The sequence below is a fragment of the Paracoccus simplex genome, assembly GCF_042648325.1.
Taxonomy (GTDB): domain Bacteria; phylum Pseudomonadota; class Alphaproteobacteria; order Rhodobacterales; family Rhodobacteraceae; genus Paracoccus; species Paracoccus simplex.
In genome coordinates this window covers 55,306-69,112 of sequence record NZ_JBHRXE010000025.1, presented here as the reverse complement: position 1 = coordinate 69,112, position 13,807 = coordinate 55,306, and the positions used below count along the sequence as shown (strand labels likewise).

Annotated in this window: 13 protein-coding genes; 12 read left to right on the top strand and 1 reads right to left on the bottom strand. The window is 69.0% G+C overall.

What is annotated here, in order from left to right; translation table 11 throughout:
* From ACFOMP_RS10555 to ACFOMP_RS10530, 6 genes are all read left to right on the top strand, one after another.
* The coding region (locus tag ACFOMP_RS10555; protein WP_379030203.1) for an ATP-binding cassette domain-containing protein at window positions 1–648 on the top strand (648 nt) is incomplete at its 5' end.
* Window positions 648–2,210: an ATP-binding cassette domain-containing protein gene (locus ACFOMP_RS10550; protein ID WP_379030200.1), complete on the top strand. Its 1,563-nt coding sequence runs from the start codon at window positions 648–650 to the stop codon at window positions 2,208–2,210. The genes ACFOMP_RS10555 and ACFOMP_RS10550, both read left to right, overlap by 1 nt.
* 29 nt (window positions 2,211–2,239) lie before the next feature.
* Complete coding sequence (locus ACFOMP_RS10545; RefSeq protein ID WP_379030197.1) at window positions 2,240–3,835, top strand: cytochrome ubiquinol oxidase subunit I; 1,596 nt, start codon at window positions 2,240–2,242, stop codon at window positions 3,833–3,835.
* Window positions 3,832–4,995 (top strand): cytochrome d ubiquinol oxidase subunit II, encoded by a 1,164-nt coding sequence (gene cydB, locus ACFOMP_RS10540; RefSeq protein WP_379030194.1) that lies wholly within the window; start codon window positions 3,832–3,834, stop codon window positions 4,993–4,995. The genes ACFOMP_RS10545 and cydB overlap by 4 nt, the downstream gene beginning before the upstream one ends.
* A gap of 12 nt (window positions 4,996–5,007) precedes the next feature.
* Window positions 5,008–5,163, top strand: a complete 156-nt coding sequence (gene cydX, locus ACFOMP_RS10535) for a cytochrome bd-I oxidase subunit CydX (protein ID WP_289894398.1) — start codon at window positions 5,008–5,010, stop codon at window positions 5,161–5,163.
* Window positions 5,164–5,204: 41 nt separating this feature from the next.
* On the top strand, window positions 5,205–6,308 hold the full coding sequence (locus ACFOMP_RS10530; RefSeq protein WP_379030190.1) for a pyridoxal phosphate-dependent aminotransferase: 1,104 nt from the start codon (window positions 5,205–5,207) through the stop codon (window positions 6,306–6,308).
* Between the two features lie 49 nt (window positions 6,309–6,357).
* Here the strand turns inward: ACFOMP_RS10530 and ACFOMP_RS10525 are convergent, their stop codons facing one another.
* On the bottom strand, window positions 6,358–6,840 hold the full coding sequence (locus ACFOMP_RS10525) for an Lrp/AsnC family transcriptional regulator (RefSeq protein ID WP_289894396.1): 483 nt from the start codon (window positions 6,838–6,840) through the stop codon (window positions 6,358–6,360).
* A gap of 122 nt (window positions 6,841–6,962) precedes the next feature.
* Between ACFOMP_RS10525 and ACFOMP_RS10520 the strand changes: the two genes are divergently transcribed.
* The 6 genes from ACFOMP_RS10520 (at window position 6,963) to topA (ending at window position 13,624) form a co-directional block, all read left to right on the top strand.
* Complete coding sequence (locus ACFOMP_RS10520) at window positions 6,963–7,289, top strand: DUF2849 domain-containing protein (RefSeq protein ID WP_289894395.1); 327 nt, start codon at window positions 6,963–6,965, stop codon at window positions 7,287–7,289.
* Window positions 7,282–8,946, top strand: coding sequence for a nitrite/sulfite reductase (locus tag ACFOMP_RS10515; RefSeq protein ID WP_379030186.1), 1,665 nt, complete (start codon window positions 7,282–7,284; stop codon window positions 8,944–8,946). Before ACFOMP_RS10520 ends, ACFOMP_RS10515 begins: the two co-directional genes overlap by 8 nt.
* Complete coding sequence (locus ACFOMP_RS10510) at window positions 8,939–9,670, top strand: phosphoadenylyl-sulfate reductase (protein WP_289894393.1); 732 nt, start codon at window positions 8,939–8,941, stop codon at window positions 9,668–9,670. The genes ACFOMP_RS10515 and ACFOMP_RS10510 overlap by 8 nt, the downstream gene beginning before the upstream one ends.
* Complete coding sequence (locus tag ACFOMP_RS10505; protein ID WP_289894392.1) at window positions 9,667–10,038, top strand: DUF934 domain-containing protein; 372 nt, start codon at window positions 9,667–9,669, stop codon at window positions 10,036–10,038. The genes ACFOMP_RS10510 and ACFOMP_RS10505 overlap by 4 nt, the downstream gene beginning before the upstream one ends.
* Before the next feature lie 53 nt (window positions 10,039–10,091).
* A complete protein-coding gene (locus tag ACFOMP_RS10500) occupies window positions 10,092–10,928 on the top strand; it encodes a ferredoxin--NADP reductase (protein ID WP_019352185.1) in 837 nt (278 codons plus the stop codon).
* Between the two features lie 125 nt (window positions 10,929–11,053).
* A complete protein-coding gene (topA, locus tag ACFOMP_RS10495; RefSeq protein ID WP_379030181.1) occupies window positions 11,054–13,624 on the top strand; it encodes a type I DNA topoisomerase in 2,571 nt (856 codons plus the stop codon).
* Window positions 13,625–13,807 lie beyond the last annotated feature (183 nt).

The following is a 13,807-nucleotide window of genomic DNA, read 5'->3' as shown; positions in this document are numbered from 1 at the left end:
GGGCAGGGCGCGCCGGCGCGGCCTCTGGGCGCGGCGGCGGTCGCCTGGCGCGGCCTGTCCGGCCGTGGCATCAGCTTTGCCGATCTGGCGCTGCCCGCCGGCGCGGCGCTTGCCGCGCCCGGCCCGAACGGCGCCGGCAAGACCACGCTGCTGCGCCTGCTCGCCGGGCTGGAGTGGCCGGGGCAGGGCGAGATCCTGCTGGACGGCGCGGCCCTGGCCGAGGCCAATGCCGATGCCTGGCGCGCCGGGCTGGGCTGGATGCCGCAGGCGGTGCATTTCCTTGACGACACGCTGGAGGCCAATCTGCGCATGGGTCGCGGCGGCGATCTGGCCCCGGCCCTGCGCATGGCGGCCGCCTTGGATCTGGTGGCGCGGCTGCCGCAGGGCCTGGCCACGCGGCTGGGCGAGCGCGGCGCCGGGCTTTCGGGCGGCGAGGCGCAGCGGCTGACCCTGGCGCGCGCGCTGCATGGCGGCCCGGCGCTGATCCTGGCCGACGAGCCGACGGCCGATCTGGACGCGGCGACGGCGGCGCAGGTCACGCGCGGCTTGCTGGCCGCGCATCGCGCCGGGGCCGGCCTGATCGTGGCGACGCATGACCCGGCGCTGGTCGCCGCCCTCGGCCGCGAATACCGGATCGGGGGCCGGTGATGCGGCGGGTCTGGCGGGTCATGGCGGCGGAAGGCGGCATGGGCCGGGCCTTGGCGCTGGCGGCGCTGGTGCTGCTGGCGGGCTGGGGCCTGCTGGCCCTGTCCGGCTGGTTCATCGCCGCCACAGCCATCGCCGGGCTGGCGGGGGCCGGGGCGGTCTTCGACGTGTTCCGCCCGGCGGCCTCGGTGCGCGGGCTGGCGCTGCTGCGCACCGCCGCCCGCTATGGCGAACGGATGCTGGGCCATGACGCGACGCTGCGCGCCGTGGCTGGGCTGCGCGGTGCCGTGCTGGCGGGCCTGGCCGCCGAGCCTTGGAGCCGGCTGCAGAAGCTGCGGCGGGGGCCGGCGCTGGCGCGGGTGGTGGCCGATACCGATGCGCTGGACGGGCTGCCGCTGCGGCTGGTGCTGCCCGGCATCGCGGGGCTGGCAGTGCTGGCGCTGGCGGCCGGGCTGATCGGCTGGCTGGCGGGTTGGCAGATGGCGGTCTGGGTCTGTGGGGCGCATCTGCTGGCGGCGCTGGCGGCCGGTGCCTGGGGGTTGCGCCGTTCCTCTGGCCTGGCGCGCGCCGCCGCCGCGGCCGAGCGCGATTTCAGCAGCCATGCCCTGGATCTGGTCGCGGCGCGGGACGATCTGGCGATGCATGGCCGGCTGCCCGCGCAGAGGGCGCTGGCCATGGCGGCCGAGGCGCGGGCGGCGGGGCTGGCCGGGGCCCTGGACGCGGCCGAGCGCGACGTCGCCCTGATGCTGGACCTGGCGCGCATCGCCGCCATGGCGGGCAGCCTGGGCCTGGGCGCCGCCGGCATCGAGGCCGGCCTGTTCGGTCCGGCCATCGCCGCCCTGAGCTTCTTTGCCGCCATGGCCCTGGGCGAGGTCGTCGCGCCGCTGTGCCGCGCCGTCGCGGATTGGGGCCGGATCGGCGATGCGGCGGATCGCGTCGCGCCGATGCTGGGCCGGGCCATGCCCGCCCCTGCCGCTGCCGTCCCGGCCCTGCCCCTGCAGGTGGGCGAGGTGGTGCTGGGGCCGGGCCAGATCCTGGGCCTTTGCGGTCCCAGCGGCAGCGGCAAGTCCACCCTGCTGGCGCAGATCGCCGGGCTGGTCCCGCCCGGCGACACCGCCATCGCCCTGGCCGGCAGGCCGGTCTCGGACTGGACGGAAGCCGCGCTGCGCGCCGTGCTAGTCATGGTCCCGCAGCGCAGCGCGCTGATCGCCGGCACGCTGCGCGAGAACCTGGCGCTGGCCGCCCCGGATGCCGATGACGACGCCTTGCACGAGATCCTGCGGGCCATGCGGTTGGACCGGCTGCGCGGCGGGCTCGACCTGCGGTTGGGCGATGGCGGCGCCGGGCTGTCGGGCGGAGAGGCGCGCCGCCTTGCCCTGGCCCGCGCGCTGCTGCGCAAGACGCCGATCCTGCTGCTGGACGAGCCGACCGAGGGCCTGGACGAGGGGACCGCGCGCCAGGTCATGGCCGAAATCCTGCAGCGAAGCCGCGATGTTGCGCTGGTGATTGCGTCACATCGTCCCTCGGACCTGAAACAGGCTGCATTTATTCGAAGTTTCGTATAGGCTTTCCCCTGCGCACAGGAGAGAGAGCCATGGACTTGGGTGTCGTCGAGCTATCGCGCCTGCAATTCGCTGCAACGGCGTTGTTTCACTTTCTGTTCGTTCCCCTGACGCTGGGGCTGGCGGTGGTCGTCGCCATCATGGAGACGGTCTATGTCATGACCGAGCGGCCGATCTGGCGGCAGATGACCAAGTTCTGGGGCCTGCTGTTCGGCATCAACTTCGCGCTGGGCGTGGCGACCGGCATCACCATGGAATTCCAGTTCGGCATGAACTGGGCCTATTATTCGCATTACGTCGGCGACATCTTCGGTGCGCCGCTGGCCATCGAGGGGCTGATGGCCTTCTTCCTGGAAGCGACCTTCGTCGGGCTGTGGTTTTTCGGCTGGGACCGGCTGAGCCGGCGCCAGCACCTGGTCGTGGGCTGGCTGGTGGCGCTCGGCTCGAACTTCTCGGCGCTGTGGATCCTGATCGCGAACGGCTGGATGCAGTTCCCGGTGGGCGCGCAGTTCAACCCGATCACCATGCGCATGGAGCTGGTCAGCTTCTTCGAGGTGATGTTCAACCCGGTGGCGCAGGCGAAATTCGTCCATACCGTCAGCGCGGGCTATGTCACCGCCTCGGTCTTCGTGCTGGGCGTCTCGGCCTGGTACCTGCTCGGCGGGCGCCATGTCGAACTGGCGCGGCGGTCGATCGCGGTGGCCTCGGCCTTCGGGCTGGCCTCGGCGCTGTCGGTCGTGGTGCTGGGCGACGAGTCGGGCTATGACGCCGGCGAGAACCAGAAGATGAAGATGGCCGCCATCGAGGCCATGTGGGAGACCGAGCCGGCCCCGGCCAGCTTCACCCTGCTGGGCTGGCCCGACCAGCAGGCGCGCGAGACGAAATGGGCGATCCACATTCCCTATGTCATGGGCCTGATCGGCACCCGCTCGCTGACCGAGGAGATCAAGGGCATCGACCAGCTGGAGGCCGAGGCCAGAACCCGGGTCGAGAACGGCATCCGCGCCTATGACCTGATGATGCAGATCCAGGCGCAGCGCGGCGCCGACGTCGATCCGGCGCTGATCGACGCCTTTCGCGAACATGAACACGACCTGGGCCATGCCCTGCTGCTCAAGCGCTATGTCGAGGATCCGCGCCAGGCCACGGCCGAACAGATCGCCCGGGCGGCGGCCGATACCGTGCCGACGGTGTGGCCGATCTTCTGGGCCTTCCGGATCATGGTCGGGCTGGGCTTCGGCTTCATCGCCCTGATGGGCTATTTCTTCTGGCGCGCCTCGTTCCGGCGCATGCGCTTCCCGCGCTGGGCGCTGCGGCTGGCGGTCCTTGTCATTCCCGCGCCCTGGATCGCGGCCGAGCTGGGCTGGATCGTCGCCGAATTCGGCCGGCAGCCCTGGACGGTGGCGGATGTGCTGCCGACGGCGCTGTCGGTCAGCCACCTTTCGGTGGCCGAGGTGGCGCTGACCCTGGCCGGCTTCTGCCTGCTCTACACGGCGCTGTTCGTGGTCGAGATCGGGTTGATGCTGAAATTCATCCGCCAGGGCCCGCATGAGGATGTCGAACTGACGCAGGAATGGATGGCCAGCCACCGGCAAAGGCTGGCGGGCCGGTCGGAGGTGAGGTCATGATCCTGTTCGAGCTGATCCCCTTCGAGGCGTTGCGGCTGATCTGGTGGGTGCTGCTGGGCGTGCTGCTGATCGCCTTCGCGCTGACCGACGGCTTCGACATGGGCACCGGCGCGCTGCTGCCTTTCGTCGCCCGCACGGATGCCGAGCGGCGGGTGGTCATCAACACCGTCGGCCCGGTCTGGGAGGGCAACCAGGTCTGGTTCATCCTGGGCGGCGGCGCGATCTTCGCCGCCTGGCCGCCGCTCTATGCCGTCAGTTTCTCGGGCTTCTACCTGGCGATGTTCTTGATCCTCGCGGCGCTGATCCTGCGCCCGGTCGGCTTCAAGTATCGCAGCAAGCGCGACGATCCGCGCTGGCGCGCCATGTGGGACTGGGCGCTGTTCATCGGCGGCACGGTGCCGGCGCTGCTGTTCGGGGTGGCGGTCGGCAATGTGCTGCTGGGCGTGCCCTTCCACCTGACCCCCGACCTGATGCCGATCTATGAGGGCGGGCTGTTCGGCAAGCTGTTCGGGCTGCTGCGGCCCTTTGCCCTGCTTTGCGGGCTGGTGTCGCTGGCGATGCTGATCATGCATGGCGCCGGCTGGCTGGTGCTGAAAACCGGCGACGCGGTGCAGGCCCGCGCCCGCCGCTATGGCCGGGCGGCGGCGCTGGTCGTGCTGGCGGGCTATGCGCTGGCCGGTCTGTGGCTGGCCTTCGGCATCGAGGGCTATGCCTTCGTCGCGCCGCCCGATCCGAACGGCCCTTCGAACCCGCTGATCAACGAGGTCGCCCGCTCGGGCAGCTGGCTTGCGGCCTATGCCGCGCGGCCCTGGATCGCCGTCGCGCCGGTCATGGGCTTCCTGGGCACCTTCATGGCCTGGCGGGCGCTGTCCGGGCGCGGCGAGCTTTCGCCGCTGCTTTGGTCGAACCTGGCGATCTTCGGGATGATTTCCTCGGTGGGGCTGGTGATGTTTCCCTTCATCCTGCCCTCGAACACCGAACCGAACAGCTCGCTTTCGGTCTGGGACGCCTCGTCCTCGCAACAGACGCTGTTCGTGATGCTGGTCTGCGGCGCGATCTTCCTGCCGCTGATCCTGGCCTATACGGCCTGGGTCTATCGCGTGCTCTGGGGCAAGGTGACGCCCGAGGACGTCGAGGACCCGGACCGCCACGCCTATTGAACGGAGCTTTGCATGTGGTATTTCGCCTGGATCCTGGGACTGCCGCTGGCCGCCGGCTTCGCGGTGCTGAACGCCATGTGGCTGGAACTGGACGAGGATCGCCGCCTGCTGGCCGAGCCGGGGGAACCGGACGGCCCCACGCAGCGCCCCGCGGACGGCAGCGCCTGAGGGGCTTGCGCCGCCGTCGGGAATGGGCTTCACCTGCGGCCATGACCCGGTTCCGCTTCGCCCCGATCCCCGCCTCGCTGCCGTCCGTGGTGCCCTTCACCGGGCCCGAAACGCTCGAGCGGCGCAGCGGCATCCCCTTCCGGGCCCGGCTGGGCGCCAACGAGAACGGCTTCGGCCCCTCGCCGCGCGCGGTCGAGGCGATGATCCGCGCCACGGCCGGGATCTGGAAATACGGCGACCCGGACAGCCACGATCTGCGCCACGCGCTGGCCGCCCGCCATGGCGTCGCGCCGGAAAACGTCATGGTGGGCGAGGGCATCGACGGGCTTCTGGGTCTGCTGGTGCGGCTGATGGTGGCGCCGGGCGAGGTGGTGGTGACCTCGGACGGCGCCTATCCGACCTTCAACTACCATGTCGCGGGCTTCGGCGGCCGACTGGTGAAGGTGGCCTATCGCGGCGATGCCGAGGATCCGCAGGCACTGGCCGCCGCTGCGCATCGCCACGGCGCGCGGCTGGTCTACCTGGCCAATCCCGACAACCCCATGGGCAGCTGGCATCCCGGCCGCCGCATCGAGGCGATGCTGGACGACCTGCCCGAAACCGCCCTTCTGGTGCTGGACGAGGCCTATGCCGAATTCGCCCCCGACGAGGCGATTCCGGCCATCGGCCCCGAGGACGCGCGGGTGATCCGTTTCCGCACCTTCTCCAAGGCCTATGCCATGGCCGGCGCCCGGGTGGGCTATGCCATCGGCCCGGCCGAGCTGATCGCCGGCTTCGACCGCATCCGCAACCATTTCGGCATGAACCGCGCGGCGCAGATCGGCGCGCTGGCGGCGCTGGAGGATCGCGACTGGCTGGCGCATGTCCGCGCCGAGGTCGACGCCGCCCGCGACCGCATCGCCGGCATCGGCCGGTCGAACGGGTTGGATGCCCTGCCTTCGGCGACGAATTTCGTCGCCCTCGACACGCATCGCGACGGCGCCTTCGCCGGCGCCCTGCTGCGGGCGCTGGCGGATCGCGGCGTCTTCGTGCGCATGCCGGGCGTGGCGCCGCTGGATCGCTGCATCCGCGTCTCCTGCGCACCCGAGCCGGAACTCGCCGCCTTCGCCGAGGCGCTGCCCGGCGCGCTTCGGGCGCTGGCCTGACCGCTTCTTCGTCGTCCCAATACCCAGGCGGCCGCGCCACCGGCGCAGGTCAGTCCAAGGGCAGCGCCGTGGTCGCCTTCAGCTCCTCCATCGAGAGCAGCGCGGTGACGTTGTGGATCCGCACCTCCGAGATCAGCGCCTGATAGAAGCGGTCATAGGCCCGCGCGTTGCGCACCCGCACCTTCAGGATATAGTCGATGTCGCCGGCCAGCCGGTGCGCCTCGATCACCTCGGGCCGGGCGCGCACGGCGGCCAGGAAGCGGCGCGCCCAGTCCGGATCGTGTTCGCTGGTGCGGATCAGCACGAAGAAGCAGGCGTCCAGCCCCAGCGAATCGGGATCCAGCAATGCCACCTGGCCGCGGATCACCCCCGCCTCGCGCAGCTTGCGAATCCGGTTCCAGACCGGGGTCTTCGAGGCCCCCACGCGCGTCGCGATGTCGTCGAGCGACAGCGTCGCGTCCTCTTGCAGCAGGGACAGGATTTTGCGGTCGGTATCGTCCAGCCGGATGGGTGTTTGTCGGTCGTCGCTCATCCTGAAATCCCGTCCTTGGTGTCTGCCGTATCTGCAGGACATGTTTCTTATTTTTCCGCCCCACTCGTCAATATGGGGGAATTTTTTCTATATATAGAGCACGGAAAACGAAAGGCACAGCCATGTCCAAGGGCTTCATCCCATCCCCCGCGACCCCCGGCGTCATCACGGCGAATGACCTGCGCATGGGCCATTGCGTGTGGATGCGTGACGGCCAGTGGACCGCCGACCCGCGCGAGGCCGAGCTGTTCGAGGACGAGGCCATCGCCGAGCTGGCGCTGCTCGACGCGACCTCCCAAGCCCATCTTGTCGTCGGCCCCTATCTGATCGAAGCGAAGCGCGGCGCCGACGGCCGCCCCGAGCCGGCCCATTTCCGCGAGGCGTTCCGCCGCAGCGGCCCGACCCACCGCCATTTCGAGCAAGCCGCATTCGAGGCCAGCAATGTTTGACGCGCGTCCCCAGCACAATGACCAGCATCGCGAATACCTGCGCCACCGCGCCCAGCAGTTCCGCCAGCAGGTCGAACGCCGCCTGGACGGCAGCCTGACCGAAGAGGAATTCCGACCGCTGCGGCTGAAGAACGGCGTCTATCTGCAGCTGCATTCCTACATGTACCGGGTGGCGATCCCCTATGGCGCGCTGACCCCGGACCAGCTGCGCATGCTGGGCCATGTGGCCGAGCGCTGGGACCGCGGCTATGGCCATTTCACCACCCGCACCAACATCCAGTTCCACTGGCACAAGCTGGTCGATATCCCGGATTCGATGGATGCGCTGAACTCGGTCGGCATCCACAGCATCCAGACCTCGGGCAACACCATCCGCAACGTCAATGCCGACGCCTTCGCCGGCGCCGCCGATGACGAGCTGGAGGATCCGCGCCCCTGGGCCGAGCTGATCCGCATCTGGTCCACCGACCATGCCGAGTTCCAGTTCCTGCCGCGCAAGTTCAAGATCTCGGTCTCGGCCGGCAAGCAGGACCGCTCGGCGGTCTCGGCCTATGACATCGGGTTGCGCATCGTCGAGCAGGACGGCGCGCGCGGCTTCCAGGTCTGGATCGGCGGCGGTCTGGGCCGCACGCCCTATCTGGGCCAGGTGGTGCGCGAGTTCCTGCCGCAGGCGGACCTGCTGCCCTATCTGGAAGCGATCCTGTCGGTCTATAACCTGACCGGCCGGCGCGACAACAAGTGGAAAGCCCGGATCAAGATCACCGTGGCCGAGCGCGGGCTCGACACCATGCGGGCCGATATCGAGGCCGAATTCCTGCGCCGCCGCAAGCAGTTCTCGGGTCTCGACCAGGAGATCGTGAGCGGGCTGCGCGAGCGGTTCGCCCCGCCCGCCTTCCTGGACGCCCCGGTCGAGGGCTACGAGGCCGAGCGCGCGGCGAACGGCGCTTTCCGGTCCTGGACCGATACCAACCTGCACCCGCACCGCATTCCCGGCTATGCCAGCGCCATCGTCACCCTGAAGGCGCCGGGCGCCACGCCGGGCGACATGACCGCCGACCAGATGCGGCTGGTCGCCGACCTGGCCGAGCGGTTGGCGCATGGCGACATCCGGGTGAACCACGACCAGAACCTGGTGCTGCCGCATGTGCGCAAGGCCGACCTGCCCGAGCTTTATGCCGCGCTGCGCGGGGCCGGGCTCGCCACGGCGAATTTCGGCAAGATCACCGACATCATCTCTTGCCCCGGGATGGACTATTGCACGCTGGCCACCGCGCGCTCGATCCCGATCGCGCAGGACATCGCCGCGCATTTCCGCGCCCGCGGGCTCGAGGACGAGATCGGCGAGATGAAGATCCGCATCTCGGGCTGCATCAACGCCTGCGGCCATCACCATCTGGGCCATATCGGCATCCTGGGCCTGGACCGGGCCGGGGTCGAGAACTACCAGATCACGCTGGGCGGCGACGGCTACGAAATCCCGACGCTGGGCCAGCGCGCCGGCGCCGGCTTCCCGGCGGAGGAGGTGGTGCCGGCCATCGACCGGCTGGTCGATGCCTATCTGGAACTGCGCGAATCGCCCGAAGAGCGCTTCATCGACGCCTATCGCCGGTTGGGAGTGGCTCCGTTCAAGGCGGCGCTGTATCCGGCCGATGCTTGATCAGACGCTGGATGCCCGCGCGGCGCGGCTGAACGACCGCTATCGCCACCACGCCGCGACCGAGGTGCTGCGGCGGGCCCTGAACGATCCCGACCTGGGCTCGACCACGCTGGTCTCGAGCTTCGGGGCGGAATCGGTGGTGCTGCTGCACATGGTCTCGGTGGTGGCGCCGGGAACGCCGGTGCTGTTCATCGACACGATGATGCTGTTCCAGGAGACGCTGGACTATCAGCTCGAGGTCACGCGCAAGCTGGGCCTGACCGATGTGCGGGTGATCCGCGCCACCGAGCGCGAGGTGGCGCTGAACGACCCGGACGGCACGTTGCACCAGTTCAACACCGACGCCTGCTGCGATTTCCGCAAGACGGTTCCGCTGGAGCGCGAGCTGTCGAAATTCGACGCCTGGATCACCGGCCGCAAGCGCTTCCAGGGCGGCGAGCGCCAGCAGCTGGAATTCTTCGAATCCGAGCCGCCGTCGCGGCTGCGCATCAACCCGCTGGCGCATTGGCGCCCGCAGGATGTCCAGGACTACATGGCCGAGAACAACCTGCCGCGCCACCCGCTGGTCGCCAAGGGTTATGCCTCGATCGGCTGCGCGCCCTGCACCTCGCCCATCAAGCCGGGCGAGGATCCGCGTGCCGGCCGCTGGCGCGGCAGCCAGAAGACCGAATGCGGCATCCATTTCATCGGCGGGCGCATGGTCCGCACAGGAGCGAATGCATGAGCGATTTCTTCCTTGTCCGCGATGACGGCTTCCACCCCGACGACGGGGCCGAGCCGGTCATCCTGGCGCCGGATACCGATCCCGCCACCCTGGGCGACCATCTGGAGCACGAGCTGCTGGCCATCGACTTTCCCGCGATGACAGACGGGCGCGGCTTCTCGCTGGCCCGGCTGCTGCGCGACCGCGGCTACAAGGGCCGGCTGCGCGCCGTGGGCAAGCTGATCTCGGACCAATATGCCATGGCCCGCCGCGTCGGCTTCGACGAGGTGCGCATCCCCGCCGCCCTGGCCGAGCGCCAGCCGCAGGAGCAGTGGCTGTTCCGCGCCGACTGGCAGGACTGGGACCATCGGTCGCGGCTTGCCGGCTGAAACTTGGGGTTTCGCCCCCTCCTTGCATGGATTAGATATTCGGGACCCCGAACATGACGCTGGATCTTTCTGTGGACATTGCCGCCAAACCCGCCAAGACGCTGCCCGATGCGCAGACCGTGACCTCGGTCCGGCATTGGACCGACCGGCTGTTCTCGTTCCGCGTGACGCGCCCGGCCAGCCTGCGGTTCCGCTCGGGCGAGTTCGTGATGATCGGCCTGCCCGACGACAACGGCAAGCCGATCCTGCGCGCCTATTCCATCGCTTCGCCCAACTGGGACGAGGAACTGGAATTCTATTCGATCAAGGTGCCGGACGGGCCGCTGACCTCGCGGCTGCAGAACATCCAGCCGGGCGACCAGATCATCCTGCGCCCGAAGCCGGTGGGCACGCTGGTTCTGGACGCGCTTCTGCCCGGCAAGCGCATGTGGTTCCTGGCCACCGGCACCGGCATCGCGCCCTTTGCCAGCCTGATGCGCGATCCCGAGACCTATGAGCGTTACGAGCAGGTGGTGATGATGCATACCTGCCGCACCGCCGACGAGCTGGCCTATGGCCGCGAACTGGTCGAGAACCTGCGCCACGACCCGCTGCTGGGCGAGCTTTACGGCGAGGAATTCGCCAGCCGGCTGCTTTACTACCCGACCACCACGCGCGAGGAATCGCCCCTCATGGGCCGGATCACCGACAACCTGACCTCGGGCAAGGTGTTCGCCGACCTGAACCTGCCGGCCATGGATGCGGCAAATGACCGCGCCATGATCTGCGGCAGCCTGGCCTTCAACACGGATGTGAAGGCGGTGCTGGAAGGCTTCGGCCTGCGCGAGGGCGCCAACAGCGATCCCAAGGAATTCGTGGTCGAAAAGGCCTTCGTCGGCGACGGGATCTGAGGCTGCTGCCGGGGGTTTCACACCCCCGGACCCCCTGGGGTATTTGCGAAACGGTGAAAGCCCGGCGTTGACAGTCCGCCGGGCGACGCCCATGTTCCGGCGCCGAATCAAGCGAAGGAATTTTCATGCCCGTCGTCGTCGTTGAATCTCCGGCCAAGGCCAAAACGATCAACAAATACCTGGGCGACGACTATACGGTTCTGGCCTCGTTCGGGCATGTGCGCGACCTGCCGCCCAAGGATGGCAGCGTCGATCCCGAGGCGGATTTCGCCATGAAATGGGAAGTCGCCTCGGATTCCAGAAAGCACGTCAAGGCGATCAAGGATGCGCTGGCCGCCGACCCGAACCTGATCCTGGCCACCGACCCCGACCGCGAGGGCGAAGCGATCTCCTGGCATCTGCTGGAGACCTTGGCGCCGGCGCTGAAGAAGGGCGCCGAGGTCAGCCGCGTCACCTTCAACGCCATCACCAAATCGGCGGTGACCGAGGCGATGGCCAATCCGCGCCAGATCGACCAGCCGCTGGTCGACGCCTATCTGGCCCGCCGGGCGCTGGACTATCTGGTCGGCTTCAACCTGTCGCCGGTGCTGTGGCGCAAGCTGCCCGGCGCCAAGTCTGCCGGCCGGGTGCAGTCGGTCGCCTTGCGCATCATCGTCGACCGCGAGATGGAGATCGAGGCCTTCAAGGCCCGCGAATACTGGTCGGTCCACGCCCGGCTGGCGACGCCGCGCGGTGACGAATACGACGCGGCCATGACCGTGTTCGGCGGCAAGAAGCTGGAACGCTTCGACATTGCCACCGCGGAGCAGGCAAAGCTGGCCGTGGCGGCGATCACCTCGCGCGACCTCAGGGTCGCCTCGGTCGCCGCCAAGCCGGCAAGCCGCAACCCCTGGCCGCCCTTCATGACCTCGACCCTGCAGCAGGAGGCCAGCCGCAAGCTGGGCCTTGGGGCGCGGGCCTGCATGTCGGCGGCGCAGCGGCTCTACGAGGCGGGCTACATCACCTATATGCGGACCGACGGCATCGACATGGCCCCCGAGGCGGTGATGGCGGCCCGCGACGCGATCAAGGCGCGGTTCGGGGCGGAATACCTGCCCAAGTCGCCGCGCATGTACAAGAACAAGGCCAAGAACGCGCAGGAAGCGCATGAATGCATCCGGCCGACCGACATGATGCTGTCGCCGGACCGGCTGCCGGTTTCGGACAAGGACCAGAAGGCGCTTTACGACCTGATCTGGAAGCGGACCCTGGCCAGCCAGATGGAATCCGCCCGGATGGAGCGCACCACGGTCGAGCTCGCTTCAGCCGACGGCCAGATGGGCTTGCGCGCCAATGGCCAGGTGATGCTGTTCGACGGCTTCCTGCGGGTCTACGACCAGGGCCGCGACGACGAGGAGGACGAGGACAGCCGCCGCCTGCCGCTGATTCACGAAGGCGAGGCGGCCGAGAAGCGCGCCGTCACCCCCGAACAGCATTTCACCCAGGCGCCGCCCCGTTATACCGAGGCGACGCTGGTCAAGCGCATGGAAGAGCTGGGGATCGGCCGGCCCTCGACCTATGCCTCGATCATCGGCACGATCCAGGACCGCGACTATGTCCGCAAGGAGCAGAACCGCCTGATCCCCGAGGACAAGGGCCGGCTGGTCACCATCTTCCTGCAGAAATACTTCCCGCGCTATGTCAGCTACGATTTCACCGCCAATCTGGAAGGGGAACTCGACGACATCTCCTCGGGCGAGCGCGCCTATCGCGAAGTGCTGCGCCGGTTCTGGCGGGATTTCAGCATAGCGCTGGAGGGCACCAGCGAGCTGCGCATCACCGAGGTGCTGGAGGCGATCGACGAGGCCCTGGCGCCGCATCTCTATCCGCCGCGGCCCGACGGTTCGGACCCGCGCGAATGCCCGCTGTGTCACAAGGGGCGGCTGCATCTGAAGACGGCGCGTTCGGGCGGGGCCTTCATCGGCTGCTCGACCTATCCCGATTGCCGCTTTACCCGGCCGATTTCCTCGCCCGATGCCGAGGTGGTGGGCGACACCGTGCTGGGCGTCGACCAGGGCGACGAGATCAGCCTGAAGAACGGCCGCTTCGGCCCCTATGTCCAGCGCGGCGAGGCGACGGCCGAACAGCCGAAGCCGCCGCGCGCCTCGATCCCCAAGGGCTGGGAGCTGGCCTCGGTCGATCTGGAACGGGCGCTGGCGCTCTTGGCGCTGCCGCGCGAAATCGGCCCGCATCCCGAGGACGGCGTGCCGGTCGAGGCCGGCATCGGCCGCTACGGCCCCTATGTGAAGCATGGCGCGAAATACGCCAACCTGCCGGATGTGGACGAGGTCTTCACCATCGGCATGAACCGCGCGGTCGAGGTGCTGGCCTCGAAACAGGTGCGCGGCAGGGCGGCTGCCGCCGCGCCGCTGGCGGAGCTGGGCGAGCATCCGGACGGCGGCCCGGTGCAGGTGATGAGCGGCCGCTACGGGCCTTATGTCAAATGGGGCAAGGTCAATGCGACGCTGCCCCGCGACCTGGAGCCCGGCGCGGTGACGCTGGAGCGCGCCCTGGAGCTGATCGCCGAGAAAGCCGCGAAAACCGGCAAGAAACCGGCGAAGAAGCCGGCGGCGAAGAAGCCCGCCGAAAAGAAGCCCGCCGAAAAGAAGACGGCCGCCAAGAAGCCGGCGGCGGCCAAGGCGAAGAAGGCCGGGTGAGGCGCCCGGCCGCGCGGTCGGAATCTGGGTATTTGGGAAACGGTGAAACGCGCGGCTGCGCTGAAAATCAGGCGCTGCGCGTTTCACCGTTTCATAAATACCCATGAAGCAACCGGGACGCTGGCGCGACGCCGCGGCTTTCGCGTGTTGATCCGGGCCGTTCTGCTGCTAGGCTCGACCCGC

What these genes read in the sequence shown, in the direction of transcription:
- cydX (WP_289894398.1), top strand. Translation starts at nt 5,008, where the DNA reads ATGTGGTATTTCGCCTGGATCCTGGGACTGCCGCTGGCCGCCGGCTTC.
- ACFOMP_RS10510 (WP_289894393.1), top strand. Translation starts at nt 8,939, where the DNA reads ATGCTTGATCAGACGCTGGATGCCCGCGCGGCGCGGCTGAACGACCGC.
- ACFOMP_RS10515 (WP_379030186.1), top strand. Translation starts at nt 7,282, where the DNA reads ATGTTTGACGCGCGTCCCCAGCACAATGACCAGCATCGCGAATACCTG.
- ACFOMP_RS10545 (WP_379030197.1), top strand. Translation starts at nt 2,240, where the DNA reads ATGGACTTGGGTGTCGTCGAGCTATCGCGCCTGCAATTCGCTGCAACG.
- ACFOMP_RS10525 (WP_289894396.1), bottom strand. Translation starts at nt 6,840, where the DNA reads ATGAGCGACGACCGACAAACACCCATCCGGCTGGACGATACCGACCGC.
- ACFOMP_RS10530 (WP_379030190.1), top strand. Translation starts at nt 5,205, where the DNA reads ATGACCCGGTTCCGCTTCGCCCCGATCCCCGCCTCGCTGCCGTCCGTG.
- ACFOMP_RS10550 (WP_379030200.1), top strand. Translation starts at nt 648, where the DNA reads ATGCGGCGGGTCTGGCGGGTCATGGCGGCGGAAGGCGGCATGGGCCGG.
- ACFOMP_RS10520 (WP_289894395.1), top strand. Translation starts at nt 6,963, where the DNA reads ATGTCCAAGGGCTTCATCCCATCCCCCGCGACCCCCGGCGTCATCACG.
- topA (WP_379030181.1), top strand. Translation starts at nt 11,054, where the DNA reads ATGCCCGTCGTCGTCGTTGAATCTCCGGCCAAGGCCAAAACGATCAAC.
- ACFOMP_RS10500 (WP_019352185.1), top strand. Translation starts at nt 10,092, where the DNA reads ATGACGCTGGATCTTTCTGTGGACATTGCCGCCAAACCCGCCAAGACG.
- ACFOMP_RS10505 (WP_289894392.1), top strand. Translation starts at nt 9,667, where the DNA reads ATGAGCGATTTCTTCCTTGTCCGCGATGACGGCTTCCACCCCGACGAC.
- cydB (WP_379030194.1), top strand. Translation starts at nt 3,832, where the DNA reads ATGATCCTGTTCGAGCTGATCCCCTTCGAGGCGTTGCGGCTGATCTGG.